Genomic DNA, 16,394 nt, shown 5'->3' on the forward strand with positions numbered 1-16,394 from the left:
AAAAATGGCAAATCATAAATCTTCATTAAAAAGAATTAGAGCAAACGCAACTAAACGTTTACGTAACAGATACCAGGCAAAAACAACTCGTACGTTTATCAAAAGATTGCGTGGCGCTGAAGATAAAAAAACTGGATTAGAATTACTTCCTAAAGTAATTTCTATGCTAGATCGTTTAGCCAAAAAGAATGTTATTCATAAAAACAAAGCAGCTAACAACAAATCTAAGCTGACTAAATTTGTTAATGGCTTAAAATAACAATAGCTTTACAATATTATAGACGGGATATGCATTGCATATCCCGTTTTTTTTTGTTCAAAAACTGAATTTGTAAAGATGAACCGATACCAGGAAAAAATAGGAATAAAAATGTGGGCGGAAGCTGACAGGCCCCGCGAAAAACTATTGTTGAATGGTCGGAGGTATCTTACAGATGCAGAGTTGATCGCTATTTTAATTGGTTCCGGCAATAAGGACGAAACTGCGGTAGACCTAAGTAAACGCATCCTTGGGTTTTATAACAATGATCTGGATGCGCTTGGAAAAGTGTCTGTAAAAGATCTTTCGAAGTTTAAGGGGATAGGTGAAGCTAAAGCTGTTGCTATAGTGGCGGCTTTGGAACTTGGGAGGAGAAGAAAGGAAACTGCCAGTCGTAACCTGGTTAAGATCGTAACATCAGCAGATGCATTTGCTGTGTTGCTGCCGGTTTTTGCTGATCTGAATCATGAGGAATTTTGGATATTGATACTAAATCAAGCCAATTATTTAATTGGTAAACAGTTGATTAGTAAAGGTGGGATGGCAGGTACTGTGGCCGACCCAAAGATTATTTTTAAGACTGCGCTGGAACACAATGCAGCTTATGTAATCCTGGCCCATAATCATCCTTCAGGGAGTTTAAAACCAAGTCAACAGGATATAAATATTACCAAAAAAATGGTTGAGGCCGGGAGGGTGCTTGATCTGCATGTGCTGGATCATCTGATTGTAACAGATAAAGTATTTTTTAGTTTCGGCGACGAGGGTTTAATTTAATTCCTTAGCTTTCTCCTTTCAGCATTAAATAATATCTTTGCGTTTTATAGAATAAAAATGAAGATATCATACAATTGGCTAAAACAGTTCATTCAGACAGATAAAACACCACAGGAGCTTTCTTTAATATTAACCAATATAGGTTTGGAGGTTGAAAGCCTGGAAACGGTTCAGCCTGTTGCAGGTGGCTTGGAAGGATTAGTTATAGGTCATGTATTGAGTTGCGTGCAGCACCCTAATGCTGATCGTTTGCACGTAACAACTGTAGACGTTGGTACTGGGGAACCTTTGCAGATTGTTTGTGGCGCACCAAATGTAGCCCAGGGACAAAAAGTTGTGGTTGCAACTGTAGGTACTACGGTTTATCCGAATGAAGGCGAGCCTTTCAAAATTAATAAATCAAAAATAAGAGGAGAAGCATCTGAAGGGATGATTTGTGCCGAAGATGAGATCGGTTTGGGTGTGTCTCATGACGGGATTATGGTACTGCCTGAAGATACCGTAGTGGGGACAACTGCAAAAGCTTATTTCAATTTGGAAGATGATTATCTTTTTGAAATTGGCCTTACCCCAAATAGGGCAGATGCAGCATCGCATTTAGGTGTGGCGAGAGATTTAGCCGCTTATTTCCGTACCAATATACAGATGCCTGATGTTTCAGGTTTTAAAACAGATAACGAAAGTCTGCTGATAGATGTGAAAGTAGAGGACACCGTCGCCTGCCCAAGATACAGCAGTGTTACCATTAGTGGTGTTACGGTTAAGGCCTCTCCAGACTGGTTACAAGATAAATTGAAAGTGATAGGCATCAGGCCGATTAACAATATTGTAGACATTACCAATTATGTACTGCATGATCTTGGTGTGCCACTTCATGCTTTTGATGCAGATCAGATTAAAGGTGGACAAGTATATGTTAAGAAATGTGCAGAAGGAACACCTTTTGTAACACTTGATGGTGTGGAGCGTAAACTTTCTTCAGAAGATCTGATGATTTGCAATGCAGAAGCACCTATGTGTATTGCCGGCGTATTTGGCGGTAAAAACTCTGGGGTAAGTGAGACAACGACTAATATATTTTTGGAAAGTGCCTACTTTAATGCCGTATCTGTACGTAAAACTTCGAAAAGACATGGATTGAAAACAGATGCTTCCTTCAGATTTGAACGTGGTACCGATCCTGATATGACTGTTACTGCTTTAAAGCGTGCAGCCTTATTGATTGCAGAGCTTGGCGGCGGAAAGATTGCTTCGCAGGTTTCTGATATCTATCCTAATCCGGTACAGGCTTTTGATGTTGAAGTAAAATATCAAAATATCAATGGGTTAATTGGTGCTGAAATTGCCACTGAAGAGATTAAAGCCATCATTGTTGCCTTGGGTATTGCTGTTACCGCAGAAACTACTGAAGGGCTGAGCTTAAAGGTGCCTGCTTTTAAAGTGGATGTAACACGTGAGTGCGACATTACTGAGGAAGTATTGAGGATTTATGGTTATAACAATATCGAGATTCCAAGTAAAATAAATGCATCTTTATCGTACAGTTCAAAACCTGATAAAGAACAAACACAGCATGTGATTGCTGATATGCTTACTGCTAATGGCTATTTAGAGATCTGGTGCAACTCATTAACCAAAGGTGCCTATTCAAAAAATCCAGCGGAAGCAGTTCAGATCTTAAATCCATTGAGTTCTGACTTGAATGTAATGCGTCAGGAGCTATTAATGCCTGCTTTGGAAAGCGTTGCCTATAACCAAAACAGAAAGACTTCTGATATCAAGTTTTATGAGTTTGGTAAAACCTATCACCTGATTAACGAGAAGTATGTTGAGCGTCCGCGTTTATTGGTCGTGCTTTCGGGCAGTAACCAGGCAGAGCAATGGAATCAAAAACAAGTGCCGGTTAGCTTTTATCATCTAAAAGCTGTAGTTGATGCAATTGTAGGTCGATTGGGGATTACCAGCTATCAATCTGATGAGATCAAAGATGAAAGCTTTGCTTTTGGATTGAAATATTTTAGAGGTGATAAAGTAATTGTAAGCTTTGGTGCTGCAACAGCAGCCGATAAAAAGAAAGCTGATGTGGATAAAGATGTTTATTATGCAGACTTTGATTGGGCATTGTTGCTTGATATGGTAAGAAAGAACAAAATTATCAATAAAGAAGTTCCTAAATACCCTGCTGTAAGAAGAGATTTGTCTATGTTGGTTGATACTGATATAACTTTTGAGGCTTTGAAAACTGTTGCCTTTAAGGCAGAGAAGAAGCTGATTAAAAATATACAGGTATTTGATGTGTATGTAGGCGATAAATTACCTGAGGGTAAAAAGTCTTATGCTTTGAACTTTACGATACAGGATGAGGAGCAAACCTTAACCGATAAGCAAATTGATGCCGTTATGCAAAAGATTATTCATAACTTAGCACAAACAGTAAAAGCAGAAATTAGAAAATAAGAAATAAAAAATACTATTCATGTCATCAGTTGCAGATCAATTAACCTCCGTATTGCAGAAAACTGCTCGTTTAATAGAGCTTTGTGGTGCATTACAAGAAGAAAATGAGCTGCTAAAGCTGGAAAATGAATCGATAAAAGTTGCGCTTGATACTTCAAAAAACAAGAATGCAGACCTGGAAGAAAAGCTAAGGGTTTTGAAATTGGCGAAAAGTATTGAAGGTACAAGTGAAAAGACACTTGATATAAAGCAAAAAATTAACGATTTTGTGCGTGAAATAGACAAGTGTGTAGTATTGCTTAAAAAATAAGGAATACCTGAAAAGTGAAACAAAGCTAAGAAATGGGAGAAATCTCGATAAAAATAACTATTTCCGATCGTATCTACCCTTTAAAGGTAAATACTGAAGAGGAAGAAATTGTAAGGCGGGCAGCCAAGATTATTAATGAGCGCATAAAGGACTATCAGGAAAATTATGCGGTTAGAGATAAGCAGGATTTGCTCTCTATGGCAGTACTGCACTATGCAACGGCAGTATTGAGGGTAGAGAATAAAGTCCAGAATCAGGATACTGCAGTTGCCGAGAAGGTGGAGGAATTGGATAGTTTATTAAACGGATTTTTTTCAAAATAAGTACGTTCTTTACATAAGTTAAGATTAGCACGAAGATATAGCCGCAGCTACGTTTTTGAGTTTCACTATTTTTAAAACTTAACACTTCAATATTTATAGGATTAAGAGGGTGTATTTCATTTACATTTATGTACCTGAAAATGACTTAAATCCTAATTATAATTAGTTGAGGTTTTTAAAACTTGGGACTTATTAAATTTAGTTGCGGTTTTTTTTTGAAACGAATATGGGCATGTTAAACAGAAATGAAGAGCTGCTCAAAATAAAATATAAGTAATCAGATAGGATTAACATCCCGGTGGGATTGATAACGATCAAAAGGATTGTATCTGATTAAACAATAAATACAAATAGAGAATGGAAATATTAGGAATAATAGGATATGTACTGGCCGGCCTTGCAATCGGCGTTCTGGTTGGGAGGTTCCTGCTAAGAAACCTGCTAAAAACGCAGGAGATTGCGGCCCAGACCAAAGTGAAAAAGATGCTTAAGGATGCAGAGAGCAAAGCTGAGATCTTGAAAAAAGACAGGTTACTGGAAGCAAAAGAAAAGTTTTTGCAATTGAAATCTGAGCATGAGCAGGAAGTAAATAATAAAAACAACCAGATCAACCAGCGTGAAAATGCAATTAAACAAAAGGAACAAAGCATCAACCAGCGCTTAGAGAATTTCAACCGTAAGGAACAGGAAATTGATAACCATAAAAAGAACCTGGAGAAACAAACTGAACTTGCTGTAAAGAAACAAGAAGAAGTAGATGTTTTAAAAAATCAACATGTTAAACAATTGGAAACTATTGCCGGCTTAAGTGCTGATGAAGCAAAAAACCAATTGGTAGAAAGCATGAAGCAGGAAGCTCGTACTCAAGCCATGATCCAGGTAAAGGATATTGTGGATGAAGCTAAGCTTACTGCAACTAAAGAAGCTAAAAAAGTAGTGATTCAAACTATACAGCGTACTGCTGTAGAAGCTGCCATTGAAAATACGGTTTCCATCTTTCATATAGAAAGTGATGAAATAAAGGGCCGTGTAATTGGTCGTGAAGGACGTAACATCCGTGCGCTGGAAGCAGCAACAGGTATTGAGATCATCGTAGATGATACTCCGGAAGCCATTATATTATCAGGCTTTGATCCGGTAAGAAGAGAAATTGCGCGTTTGGCTTTACACCGTTTGGTAACAGATGGAAGGATTCACCCAGCGCGTATTGAAGAGGTGGTTGCTAAAACCAAGAAACAGATCGAAGACGAAATTGTAGAGATCGGTGAGCGTACTGTAATAGACCTTGGTATCCATGGCCTACACCCAGAACTGATCAGAATGGTTGGACGTATGCGTTACCGTTCTTCTTATGGCCAGAACTTATTGCATCACTCGCGTGAGGTAGCCAACTTCTGTGCTACAATGGCTGCAGAATTAGGCTTGAATGCTAAAATGGCAAAGCGTGCCGGGCTATTACATGATATAGGTAAAGTACCTGATGATAATCCTGAATTGCCGCACGCAATTTTAGGTATGCAGCTGGCTGAAAAATATAAAGAGCATCCGGAAATTTGTAACGCCATCGGTGCTCACCATGATGAGATAGAAATGACTTCGATGATCTCACCAATTGTACAAGCTTGTGATGCGATATCAGGTGCCCGCCCAGGAGCCCGTCGTGAAGTTGTTGAAAGCTATATCAAACGCTTAAAAGAATTAGAAGAGCTAGCGCTTTCATACCCTGGTGTAGAAAAAACTTTTGCCATACAGGCGGGTAGAGAACTACGTGTAGTAGTAGAGAGTGAAAGAGTAACAGATCAGCAGGCTGAACTATTAGCTGCAGATATCTCTAACCGTATACAAACTGAAATGACTTATCCGGGACAGATTAAAGTAACCGTGATCAGGGAAACCAGATCAGTTTCATTTGCGAAATAAACAGCAACAACGTTGTTATATTTAGGGAAAGCGATAGATTATTCTATCGCTTTTTTTATTTTTACACGGTAAATAAATGTAGACATGAAGAAGGAGCAAAATAAAGTGAATAAGGGAGAACCTAAGAGACCGATAGATGTTCTTTTTGATAAATATGCAGAAAGTCATCAAAACAGTACGAATGAACTTATTCACTGGATCTGTGTACCATTAATTGTCTTTAGCTTAGTTGGTTTGGTATGGGCTATCCCATTTCCTCATCTGGAGTTTTTAGGAAAGTACAATGGTTTTATAAATTGGGCCTCTTTCCTGATCGCATTTTCTATATATTATTATTATCGTTTGTCGCCAGTGATGTCTTACCTCATGTTGCTACTCATTTTTGCGATGTCTTTTTTTATTGTACAGCTGGAGAAAGTAGAAGCCGCAGGTGGCCCTGCGCTTTGGCTGGTTTGTGCTGTGATTTTTGTGATTGCCTGGATAGGACAATTCGTAGGTCACAAAATTGAAGGAAAAAAGCCCTCATTTTTAGAAGATGTCAAGTTCTTGTTAATCGGCCCAATTTGGTTATTGCATTTTATTTGTAAGAAAATTGGGTTAAGATATTGATCCTTATCGTACTTTTCATAACATCGCCTTAATTTGTTTAAAATGACTGCTGTACAATCGAAAGCCTGCTGTTTACTCTCTTTACTCCTATTCTTTTCTCTCGAAATGCAGGCTTCTGTAGTTTTGGATACCATGTTGGTTCATAAAATTAAGGCTATTGTTGAGCGGGTAGCAAAAATTGAAGCCCCAGATCAGAGAACGGATGTTTTCAATTTTGAAATTACCGGAGATGATGTTCCGGCACTGAAATTGGAGACTACTTTGCCAACAGGAGCAGCAGCTTTGACAGCAGCCTTAAAAAGAGAAGGTTTAATGATTTCTATCATTACCAACCTGCTGCCAGCTGCAGATTTACAAGGTCAGGTCTATGGTGTAGTGCGTTTATCTGTAGCAAATAACAGAAAACATCCTTCACATCCGGCCGAAATGGTTACGCAGATGCTCATGGGTACTCCAGTTCAAATTTTAAAAAGAGAAAAAGGCTACTCCTTGGTTAGGTCGCCAGATCGGTACATCTCCTGGGTAGAGACAGATGCGTTGGCTGTGATGGACAAAGCTGGCTTTGAAGCTTGGCAACAAGCAGATAAATTAATGTATACAGCTGATTATGGTACTGCCTACAGCAAATCGGATATGAAATCGCAAAGGGTATCTGATTTGGTGAAAGGAGATTTGCTGAAATTGATAGGCAAAGAAAGTGGATTTTATAAAGTGGCTTATCCTGATGGGCGTATAGCCTATATCCTTGTAAAAGCAGCCGAAAATTATAAAAAATGGGTTTCAAGGCCTAATCCTGATGCCGCACAGATTCTGGCTACTGCCAAAACACTGATTGGTACACCTTACATCTGGGGTGGCACTTCCATGAAAGGAGTAGACTGTAGTGGTTTTACCAAGACCTGCTTTTTCCTAAATGGGATCATTTTGCCAAGGGATGCTTCGCAGCAAGCGCTGATTGGCGAGTCTGTGGATATTTATGAAGGAGATACAGTGAGTTTGGACAAATGCCTTAAAAATTTAAAGGCAGGAGATTTACTTTTTTTTGCAGCTGCAAAAGGCAAGTCTGTAAATCCACGGGTTACACATACGGCGATTTATATGGAAGATGGAAAATTTATTCAGGCAGCCGGTATGGTCAGAATCAATAGTTTAGTGCCATCTGCACCAGATTATGCAGATGCGCAGGTGCCTACACTAGTCGGAGCAAGGCGTATGCTCAACGGGATCGGAACACCACAAATTACACGCATAGATCAACACGAATTATATACAACCACTAAACCATGAACAATAGAAGAGACTTTTTGAAATAAAACCTTACGCGCTCAACTTTAATCATGTGTTTACTTTAGCCAAGGCCGCTGTAGATATTGCACTGCATGATCTAGTGGGGAAGCTCATGGAGCAACCCCTCAACTACAAAACCTAACCCCAAACTCAATGGTCGGATCTGTGTAGTTGGATCCCCGCATCAGTCAATACTTTTTTGGTGTCTATCATTGCTGCCGACCGCATAGATCCTGCAAGGGCAAGATCTGCCACCCAAAATAGAACTTTAATGCTGACTGCATATTCTCCAAATTCTTGCACTATGATTGCTGGTGCAGGAGTTTGGAGAATATCTTTATTCTGTTTTAGCTTTGCTGCAATTAACGCTTTAGCTTCATCCAGATCGGTATTATAATGTACACCAATTAAAAATTCAACCCTTTTACTACGGTCCTGCATGGTCCAGTTGATCAGGTGTTGCGAAAGTAGATCTCCATTGGGGACTATAATGTCTGCACCATCCGCACTGCGAATTTTGCTCGAACGTACGCCAATTTCCTTAACAGTTCCGGCTTTATTGCCGATTTCAATTTGATCGCCAATTTGTATAGGTCGTTCAAAAGCAAGTATTATACCCGAAACAAGGTTGTTTACGATGTTCTGCAAGCCAAAACCGATACCTACACCTAAGGCACCGAGCATGATAGATAATTTATCAATCGGAATACCTGCAGCTGCAATGGCAACTAAAAACCCAACCGTCCAGATGGACAAACGGACAAGCAGCATCATCGAATTTAAGCCGCTGCGTTTACCTCCTGAACTTGCTTTCTCATGTCCAAAGAAGAAGCTGATGAAACCTGAGATTAAAGAAGATATCCAAATGATGCAAAAGAAGATGGCGATGCTGGCAAATGTGAACTGGTAACTGCCAATGCTTCGTTGGGCATAGAAGAAGTCGGAACCCAATCTAATCATCAAATCATATAAGGTTAGGTTACGGATCAATCCGAGGGTCCAGATCACACAGGCGATAATCCATAAATTCCGTTGAAAACGATGTTGAAGCTCTTTATAATTGATAAAATCAGAGAATCGACTGTCCTGGTAAGCTTCAGTTTGCAGATAGATCGCTTCGAGTATCATGGTACAAAAAACCTTTAACGTAATTCCCAATAGAAGGGTTTGTATGGCACTTACCCCAAGTATTTTCGACAGTGTGAGCATACCCGACAGGTTAAACAGTACGGATAGCAAGACCTGAGTTAGGGTGAAAATAAGTAATGCCTTTGTTGCTGGTGATTCTTCTATGTTAATAAAGAAAGGTTTGTTTTGGCGAATCATTTTTAGGCAAAGGAAGCTGAGCGAAAGACCCATAATAAGCAATGCCCAGCGTTCACCAAATGAGGTGTCGAGTAATATATCGTCAACTGCATAGCAGCTCCAGAGGATGGTAAGTCCGATCCAGAGTACTTTGGAGCTTTTGGTAAGAAATGGCCATAATAGAAAGAACAGACAAATTAAGCGCAACGCTTCCATTGCATGCAGTAGAGACATGGTTGGATTGCCAAAGAATAACGGAGCATAGGTAAACAGCGCCATTAAAGATCCTACCAATACGCTACGCTTTAAAAAGTTTACTTGCTGTAGTACACTTGATGGGTCTGACTGCTTTTTTATCCGCCTGATATTTGACAATATCCAAACGGTGGTAAAAATGAAAACGAGGAATGACAAGGCAACAATATGAATTTTACCGGCTAGATAAATACTGATGATCCTTGCCGAGCGCTGAAAGGCGTTGGCGATAGTTTCGGTAAAACTTTGTGGGTATTGTGTGGATTTGAGGTTAAAAAGTGCCGGCTCTTCTTTAGAAAACATATTTATCTTTTTGGAAATAGATAGATAGGTCATGTCTGAAGAAAGGTCATTTAACTGGAGCATGTTTATGGACAACCTATTCTTGAGCAAGTTTACTTTAGACAGCATTTGCCTTTGTAGCGTGTCCAAAGACCTGGCTTTGGATAATAGGGAGGTCAGTTGATCATTTAGTATAGAATCTGGTATGATGACATTAAGGTCGGGGTCGCTGAGTAATTTTTTAACCTCTACATTGTTCTTTGTGAGCTGGTCGCTATAGTCGCTGAGTACATTTTTATTTACGGTTAAATTGTCTGATTGTTCTTTCAACAGGATAACCGCACTGTTTAAACTACGTAGGTTCATTTTTTGACCTTGCTGTTCAAACTTCAATTTAAAGGTTTTAACGCCTTGTTCTAAGCCGGTTAGTGTATTTTCAATGGTACTAAAATCAAAGCTCTTTTTTAGCATAAAACTATTCTTGTCCACCGTTAGGGAATAGCTTTGTACTTTGTTAACCAACAGTGGGATTTCTGTTTCTGTAGCGAGATGTTTGCTCTTTTTTGTTTGGGGATTGGAGTTTTTTTGAGCGAAAGTATGTTGAAGGGTGGCTAAAAAACAGATCAGAAGTAAAAATAGCTTGATATTGTTTTTTAGAAAAGCCTTTGAATGCATATCGTTAAATGGATTAGTTTGATTTAATCATTAGCAGTATTGATGCCAATGTTGGTTTAAATGACTTTATCATAATTGATAATTAACAACGTCTTAACATCACGACCTTACTTTTGTGACATAAATATTTGGTTAGTATTTATAAAGTTTAGGTTTAGTTGATAACAAAAAGCCACGATGGATGTCGTGGCTTTTTGTTTTAAAAATTTTTTCCAACCTTCTCTAGCATTTCAGCTGGGATATTTTGCATATCAACCACTAGAAAGCCATCCAGACAATCAGAAAACTTAGGATCTATATTGAAGCAAATGATTTTTGCATTCAGGTTCATATATTGTCTTAGCAATACAGGAATCTTAATGTGTGAATTTTCAATGTCCGAAATCAAGCTGTCCAGATCTTTTAAGGATTCACTACTTTCTATCAACAGGTCTTTATCAATGGCGGACAGGTCTGCCTTAAACTTGTTTTTAGGCTTTACATAATGTGCCAGTTCATAATCGAAATGGTTTTTGGTGATGTAATCAACAATTAAGGATTTTGAAAACTTAGAGAAGTTGTTGCTGATGCTTACCGGCCCAAACATATATCTGTATTGTGGATTGTCTAACAAGTATTTTAAAATGCCCTTCCACAACAAAAATAAAGGCAATGGTTTTTGTTGATATTCTTTTCTGATCCATGAACGACCAAGTTCTATACCTTTTCTAAGCAAAGGGTAAAAAGGCTCCTTAATTTTAAACAGTTCCGAAAGGTAAAAACCTCTGCGACCCATTGTATTTAATATCTCGTCACCCTTGCCTATACGGTAGGCACCCACGATATTTTGTAGTTCCTTATCCCATATAAACAAGTGATTGTAATAGATGTCGTAATTATCTAGGTCGATCTTTTTGTTGGTACCTTCACCAACTTCTCTAAAAGTGATCTCTCTTAAACGGCCAATTTCTCTCAGCACATTTGGGATGGCTACTGTTGGTGCAATGTACACCTCATAATTTTTTTCCTGCCATACCCTAAAGCCTTCAAGTTCCTCAATCTCTTCCACAATTAAGTTACGGTCTGTCTCTGCGATAACAGGCTCCGGCTTTTTCTTTATCTTGAAAAGGTTAATCGGGTTAAACAATTTTTTCTCCTCTTCCAGTCCGGTACCCAACGCATAAGTGCGGGCACGTAAAAAGTCGAGCAGTTTATTGGTGTTATTCCGGTAAGAGATATCTTCGATATTGATCGGCTTACCTATCCTGACCTTTATTTTAAGACCTTGTTTGTTTAGAAATTCTGATGGCAACTTAGCCGTTCTGAGTGTCGGATGAATAAAACTTAGAATGTTAAACAATACCCCATTGTTGCCATGGAAATAAATTGGTACAACTGGTACTTTTGCTCTGGCTATCAATTTACCCACTACAGGGTGCCATATGCGGTCGGTAATTTCTTGTTTATCCAAACTAAAGGTAGAAACCTCACCGGCAGGGAAGATTCCAATGGGGGTTCCACTTTGCAGAAGGTCGAACGTTGCTTTTAGACCGCTTATGCTGGAGGTATGTTGAACGTTTTCGAAAGGATTTACCGCTACAAAGAACTCGCTAAGGTTAGGGATTTTTTTAAGGATGAAGTTAACCATCACTTTAGCCTCTGGCCTTACAGTACATAACAATTTCACAAGTGCAAGGCCTTCAATACCACCATAAGGATGGTTGGCTATGGCTATAAAACCGCCTTTTTTAGGTATGCTTTTAAGGTCGTCTTCATCAAAATCGATACTTACGCCTATAGTTTCTAGTATTTTGTCGACAAATTCGAGACCGTTAAAGTGTTCATTTTGAGAAAAAACTTTGTTGATGTCATTTAGTTTCATCATCTCCATAAGTAAAGCCGCTAAACCCGGTACACCTAACTTATCTATCTTTGTGGCCTTTGCAAACTCTTTAGTAGTAATAATCTTCATTTAAAATTGGATTAATGAATTGTAAAGCAAATTCAAAAATAAGATTAATATTTTTAAAGCACGTTACAAGCTAGAAATATAAGCTGTTTACTAGTGGTGTAGTAGTATTCAAAGCGGTTTTTGTAAAGCGGTTGAAGCTCCTTAGTTGTGGGGGGCTTGCCAGGGCAGTGCTGGGATGTTGGAGGGGCTGGCCGAGGCTCTGGCCCCATAAAGGACTTAGCAAAACTCCAATAGATCTTGGATGATTAATTCGATATATTATTTCTTAAAGTATAAGTTGGTTAATTCTAAATGACTTGATTAAATTAGCTGATGAAGAAATGGTTAGCGGTTTATTTTGGGTTTACTAAGAGGGAATTTAATGGCTTAATGACGCTTGTGGTCTTAATTGGGCTAATAATGAGCTTTCCTTATATATATGGTTTAATAAAACAGGAGGAGCAAGTAACTGAAGGTGAAGTGCAAGCTGTTTTAGAATTAGCCTTGTTAGAAAAGAAAAAGCTCAACAATAGAAAGGAACATCATGCTGAACCGCGGACCGTTAAAAGGAGAGCTAGCTTATTTACTTTTGATCCGAATACCATTAGTGTGGCAGAATGGGTAAAACTTGGTTTGTCAGCTAAACAGGCTGAGGCTATTTTAAAATATAGGGTGAAAGGTGGTAAGTTTAGAAAGCATTCAGATTTGCGCAAAATGTACACCATAAGCGAACAGATGTATGAGCGGTTGGAACCATATATCAGGATTGGAAATGATTTAGAAAGCAGTTTAGTGCTTACTGCAAAAGTATATACCAAACGAGTGCCGATAAAGTCTGCACCTGTTATTATTGAAGTTAATGGCGCAGATACTACTGAACTTGATCAAATAAAAGGAATTGGGATGACGTTTGCCAATCGCATCATTAAATATAGAGAAAGGATTGGAGGTTTTTATAAAAAGGAGCAGTTGATGGAAGTATTTGGCCTGGATTCGGTAAAGTACGAGGAGATTAAAGATCAGGTCGTAATTGATGTTAGTAAACTAAAAAAGATAAATGTGAATACTGCTGAACTGGCTGATTTTAAAAATCACCCGTATATCAGATATAAACAAGTAAATGCGCTGATACAATATAGGAAACAGCATGGAAATTATAGTAATATTGCAGACTTAAATAAAGTAGCTATTTTAAATCAGGAAACGATTAACCGTTTAGCTGCTTATCTTGAATTTTAACCATGATCGAATCAAAAATAAAATCAACAGTACGCGATGTAAATGATTTTCCGAAAGCAGGAATCGTTTTTAAAGATATCACTCCAATATTAAAAGAGCCTCAATTGTGTCTGGAGATCACCAGTGCACTGGCCGAGCAGCTTAAAAGTGTGGGTATTGATGTAGTTGCGGGTATCGAAAGTCGGGGGTTTTTATTTGGTCCGGCGTTGGCCCAACTTTTAAATGTTCCTTTTGTGCCAATCAGGAAGGCGGGTAAGCTGCCCTATAAAACAGTGCAGCAGTCGTATGAACTTGAGTATGGGACGGCAACTATAGAGCTGCATGAGGATGCGCTAATTGCCGGGCAAAAAGTTTTGATCCATGATGACTTACTGGCCACTGGTGGAACCGTTGTTGCCGCATCTAAATTGGTGATGCAGCTGGGCGCCGAAGTTGCAGGTTATTCTTTTATTATTGCTTTGGATTTCTTGAACGGAAGAGTCAGACTAGCGCCCTATAGTGAGCAAATCTTTGCACTTGCATCATATTAAAATTTGGCGGATTTATTGTTTTCTTTAGCTCTTGGCTGCTGAATGGCGCATTTTGAAAAAAAATAATAAAAAAAACTTTTGACCTTATTCGTTTGTCTAAAATGATAGGGTAAGGTTAATGAACTAAATACCATTTCGTTCTATCTTTTGGCGAATTTTTAACTGGTGATGCTGTAGTTTTATTTGTTTATCATTGCTCAAATTCAAACAATCAAATATGTTAGAAACGATGGATAATTCTGTGGGATTCAACTTTAGTATCTCAGAAAATCAAGAGATGATCAGGGGTATGGTGAAAGATTTTGCCGAGAAAAATATCAAACCAAAATTGATGGAATGGGATGAATCGCAATATTTTCCTGTTGAAGTTTTTAAACAATTGGGTGAACTGGGTTTGATGGGTGTTCTTGTCCCGGAAATTTATGGTGGATCTGGTTTTGGTTACCAGGAATATGTGGATGTAATTGTAGAAGTCGCAAAAGTTTGTGGTTCTATAGGTTTATCTGTTGCCGCGCATAATTCTTTATGTACCGGACATATTCTGGCTTTTGGAAATGAGGCCCAAAAACAAAAATGGTTGCCTAAGCTGGCTACTGCCGAATGGATAGGGGCCTGGGGTTTAACTGAAGCCAATACTGGATCGGACGCTTTGCGGATGATGACCACGGCTACATTAGATGGGGATGAATATGTAATTAACGGAGCTAAAAACTGGATCACACATGGTAAAAGTGGCGATGTTGCAGTTGTAATGGTCCGTACCGGTGAAAAAGGGGAAGCTAAAGGTATTTCTGCGATTGTTGTTGAACGCGGTACACCTGGTTTTTCGGCCGGTAAAAAAGAGAATAAATTAGGCATGAGGGCTTCGGAAACTACAGAGATGATATTTGACAATTGTCGCGTTCCGAAAGAGAACCTTTTAGGAAATGTAGGAGAAGGGTTTAAACAAGCTATGAAGGTGTTGGACGGTGGAAGGATTTCTATTGCCGCATTGGCTCTTGGTATCGCTAAGGGTGCCTATGAGGCGGCTGTTGCCTATTCCAAAGAGCGTCATCAGTTTGGACAACCGATAGCTAGCTTTCAGGGGATAAGTTTTAAACTCGCCGATATGGCCACAGAAATTGAAGCTGCTGATTTGTTGATCAGGCAGGCTGCCGATTTAAAGAATCGTGGTTTACCTATGACAAAAGAGTCGGCAATGGCCAAATATTTTGCTTCAGAGGTTTGTGTAAGGTGTGCTACTGAAGCTGTACAGATTTTTGGTGGCTATGGCTATACTAAAGATTTTCCAGTTGAGAAGTTCTATCGCGATAGCAAATTATGCACAATAGGAGAGGGGACCTCCGAAATTCAGAAAATAGTCATTGCACGGGAAGTGCTGAAAGACTAAAGTCCTATTTAAGACGAATATGCTAACCAATTATAAAACTGGTAAATCCGGTGTATCGAAAGATACCCGGATTTATTATTTTATGGAGATGATCTGATCTACCACAAACGGGCTATAACCTCTCCATGGCAAACTTTTTACATATTCTGTATAATGCAGTTCGAAAGTTTTTCCACTGTTTAGCATCATTTTCTCTGCAAGATCCTTATTACTCACCGAAAATTCAAATTCATTCGACTGTATAGCGCCGGGCTGTCCGGTGCGGAATCCGGTCTGGATCAGTTTGCCTTCGTATGTTTTGAATAAATATCCCTTTTTAACTACATAATTAAGTTGTCCGGCTTTAACACCTTCTCCGAATACAAAATAGTAATTGTAATAAAAATAGCCACCAAGGGCAATGATTAAGATGGCAAGGACGATGAATAGTGTTTTTTTAGATTTCATAGATATAAGTTTTGATCATAAATATAACTAAATAACCAGTTAGGTTTGAGTATATTAATAATTAAATATGATATATTGTTTTGATTATCAAATGAAAGCTCTATCTTTGCAGTCCTAAAAACAACGAGAGGAGGTATTTTACGTTATGATCATTATTAATATTAAAGACGGCGAATCATTGGATAAGGCGTTAAAACGTTTCAAAAAGAAGTTTGAAAAAACAGGAGTTTTGAGAGAATTGCGTAGCCGCCAAGCTTATGAGAAAAAATCTGTAGCTCGTCGTACACTAGTGAAACACGCTATTTATAAACAAAATATGCAACTTGAAGGAACAATCTAGTTCTGAAGGTTTAATATCATATTAAAACGTCATCGAAACCCGGTGACGTTTTTTTTGTG

Annotated in this window: 15 protein-coding genes; 12 read left to right on the forward strand and 3 right to left on the reverse strand. The window is 38.6% G+C overall.

The genetic code is table 11. From position 1 onward, the window contains the following. Nucleotides 1-4 precede the first annotated feature (4 nt). The 8 genes from rpsT (at nucleotide 5) to P0Y49_02735 (ending at nucleotide 7,942) form a co-directional block, all read left to right on the forward strand. On the forward strand, nucleotides 5-259 hold the full coding sequence (gene rpsT, locus P0Y49_02700) for a 30S ribosomal protein S20 (GenBank protein ID WEK20062.1): 255 nt from the start codon (nucleotides 5-7) through the stop codon (nucleotides 257-259). A 78-nt stretch (nucleotides 260-337) separates the two neighbouring features. After that, the gene (gene radC, locus P0Y49_02705) at nucleotides 338-1,036 is read left to right on the forward strand and encodes a DNA repair protein RadC (protein ID WEK20063.1); all 699 of its coding nucleotides are present in this window, start codon (nucleotides 338-340) and stop codon (nucleotides 1,034-1,036) included. A gap of 57 nt (nucleotides 1,037-1,093) precedes the next feature. Next, on the forward strand, nucleotides 1,094-3,493 hold the full coding sequence (gene pheT / locus P0Y49_02710; protein WEK20064.1) for a phenylalanine--tRNA ligase subunit beta: 2,400 nt from the start codon (nucleotides 1,094-1,096) through the stop codon (nucleotides 3,491-3,493). A gap of 19 nt (nucleotides 3,494-3,512) precedes the next feature. Then, the gene (locus P0Y49_02715) at nucleotides 3,513-3,803 is read left to right on the forward strand and encodes a hypothetical protein (protein ID WEK20065.1); all 291 of its coding nucleotides are present in this window, start codon (nucleotides 3,513-3,515) and stop codon (nucleotides 3,801-3,803) included. Between the two features lie 32 nt (nucleotides 3,804-3,835). Continuing rightward, complete coding sequence (locus tag P0Y49_02720; protein ID WEK20066.1) at nucleotides 3,836-4,126, forward strand: cell division protein ZapA; 291 nt, start codon at nucleotides 3,836-3,838, stop codon at nucleotides 4,124-4,126. A 357-nt stretch (nucleotides 4,127-4,483) separates the two neighbouring features. Beyond that, nucleotides 4,484-6,046 (forward strand): ribonuclease Y, encoded by a 1,563-nt coding sequence (gene rny, locus P0Y49_02725; protein ID WEK20067.1) that lies wholly within the window; start codon nucleotides 4,484-4,486, stop codon nucleotides 6,044-6,046. Between the two features lie 84 nt (nucleotides 6,047-6,130). After that, nucleotides 6,131-6,655, forward strand: coding sequence for a DUF962 domain-containing protein (locus P0Y49_02730; protein ID WEK20068.1), 525 nt, complete (start codon nucleotides 6,131-6,133; stop codon nucleotides 6,653-6,655). A 42-nt stretch (nucleotides 6,656-6,697) separates the two neighbouring features. Beyond that, nucleotides 6,698-7,942, forward strand: a complete 1,245-nt coding sequence (locus tag P0Y49_02735; protein ID WEK20069.1) for a C40 family peptidase — start codon at nucleotides 6,698-6,700, stop codon at nucleotides 7,940-7,942. Nucleotides 7,943-8,092: 150 nt separating this feature from the next. On the opposite strand, the gene P0Y49_02740 is transcribed toward P0Y49_02735, so the two are convergent. Continuing rightward, nucleotides 8,093-10,255: a mechanosensitive ion channel gene (locus tag P0Y49_02740; protein ID WEK20070.1), complete on the reverse strand. Its 2,163-nt coding sequence runs from the start codon at nucleotides 10,253-10,255 to the stop codon at nucleotides 8,093-8,095. Nucleotides 10,256-10,658: 403 nt separating this feature from the next. Beyond that, nucleotides 10,659-12,410: a GNAT family N-acetyltransferase gene (locus P0Y49_02745; protein WEK20071.1), complete on the reverse strand. Its 1,752-nt coding sequence runs from the start codon at nucleotides 12,408-12,410 to the stop codon at nucleotides 10,659-10,661. A 312-nt stretch (nucleotides 12,411-12,722) separates the two neighbouring features. Between P0Y49_02745 and P0Y49_02750 the strand changes: the two genes are divergently transcribed. The 3 genes from P0Y49_02750 to P0Y49_02760 all read left to right on the forward strand — a co-directional run bounded on the left by P0Y49_02750 (nucleotide 12,723) and on the right by P0Y49_02760 (nucleotide 15,548). Beyond that, entirely contained in the window at nucleotides 12,723-13,628 is a 906-nt protein-coding gene (locus P0Y49_02750) for a helix-hairpin-helix domain-containing protein (protein ID WEK20072.1), read from the forward strand. A gap of 2 nt (nucleotides 13,629-13,630) precedes the next feature. Continuing rightward, the gene (locus P0Y49_02755) at nucleotides 13,631-14,158 is read left to right on the forward strand and encodes an adenine phosphoribosyltransferase (GenBank protein ID WEK20073.1); all 528 of its coding nucleotides are present in this window, start codon (nucleotides 13,631-13,633) and stop codon (nucleotides 14,156-14,158) included. Between the two features lie 217 nt (nucleotides 14,159-14,375). Then, nucleotides 14,376-15,548 (forward strand): acyl-CoA dehydrogenase, encoded by a 1,173-nt coding sequence (locus P0Y49_02760; GenBank protein WEK20074.1) that lies wholly within the window; start codon nucleotides 14,376-14,378, stop codon nucleotides 15,546-15,548. Between the two features lie 75 nt (nucleotides 15,549-15,623). Here P0Y49_02760 and P0Y49_02765 read toward each other — a convergent pair whose 3' ends face one another. Continuing rightward, nucleotides 15,624-15,995, reverse strand: coding sequence for a hypothetical protein (locus P0Y49_02765; GenBank protein ID WEK20075.1), 372 nt, complete (start codon nucleotides 15,993-15,995; stop codon nucleotides 15,624-15,626). A gap of 145 nt (nucleotides 15,996-16,140) precedes the next feature. Between P0Y49_02765 and rpsU the strand changes: the two genes are divergently transcribed. Beyond that, nucleotides 16,141-16,335: a 30S ribosomal protein S21 gene (gene rpsU, locus P0Y49_02770; protein WEK20076.1), complete on the forward strand. Its 195-nt coding sequence runs from the start codon at nucleotides 16,141-16,143 to the stop codon at nucleotides 16,333-16,335. Nucleotides 16,336-16,394: the final 59 nt, after the last annotated feature.

This window comes from Candidatus Pedobacter colombiensis, assembly GCA_029202485.1.
Lineage (GTDB): Bacteria > Bacteroidota > Bacteroidia > Sphingobacteriales > Sphingobacteriaceae > Pedobacter > Pedobacter colombiensis.

Coding starts and splice junctions, on each gene's coding strand:
- radC (WEK20063.1), top strand. CDS start 338: ATGAACCGATACCAGGAAAAAATAGGAATAAAAATGTGGGCGGAAGCT.
- rpsT (WEK20062.1), top strand. CDS start 5: ATGGCAAATCATAAATCTTCATTAAAAAGAATTAGAGCAAACGCAACT.
- pheT (WEK20064.1), top strand. CDS start 1,094: ATGAAGATATCATACAATTGGCTAAAACAGTTCATTCAGACAGATAAA.
- P0Y49_02750 (WEK20072.1), top strand. CDS start 12,723: ATGAAGAAATGGTTAGCGGTTTATTTTGGGTTTACTAAGAGGGAATTT.
- rny (WEK20067.1), top strand. CDS start 4,484: ATGGAAATATTAGGAATAATAGGATATGTACTGGCCGGCCTTGCAATC.
- P0Y49_02760 (WEK20074.1), top strand. CDS start 14,376: ATGTTAGAAACGATGGATAATTCTGTGGGATTCAACTTTAGTATCTCA.
- P0Y49_02730 (WEK20068.1), top strand. CDS start 6,131: ATGAAGAAGGAGCAAAATAAAGTGAATAAGGGAGAACCTAAGAGACCG.
- P0Y49_02715 (WEK20065.1), top strand. CDS start 3,513: ATGTCATCAGTTGCAGATCAATTAACCTCCGTATTGCAGAAAACTGCT.
- rpsU (WEK20076.1), top strand. CDS start 16,141: ATGATCATTATTAATATTAAAGACGGCGAATCATTGGATAAGGCGTTA.
- P0Y49_02720 (WEK20066.1), top strand. CDS start 3,836: ATGGGAGAAATCTCGATAAAAATAACTATTTCCGATCGTATCTACCCT.
- P0Y49_02765 (WEK20075.1), bottom strand. CDS start 15,995: ATGAAATCTAAAAAAACACTATTCATCGTCCTTGCCATCTTAATCATT.
- P0Y49_02745 (WEK20071.1), bottom strand. CDS start 12,410: ATGAAGATTATTACTACTAAAGAGTTTGCAAAGGCCACAAAGATAGAT.
- P0Y49_02740 (WEK20070.1), bottom strand. CDS start 10,255: ATGCTAAAAAAGAGCTTTGATTTTAGTACCATTGAAAATACACTAACC.
- P0Y49_02755 (WEK20073.1), top strand. CDS start 13,631: ATGATCGAATCAAAAATAAAATCAACAGTACGCGATGTAAATGATTTT.
- P0Y49_02735 (WEK20069.1), top strand. CDS start 6,698: ATGACTGCTGTACAATCGAAAGCCTGCTGTTTACTCTCTTTACTCCTA.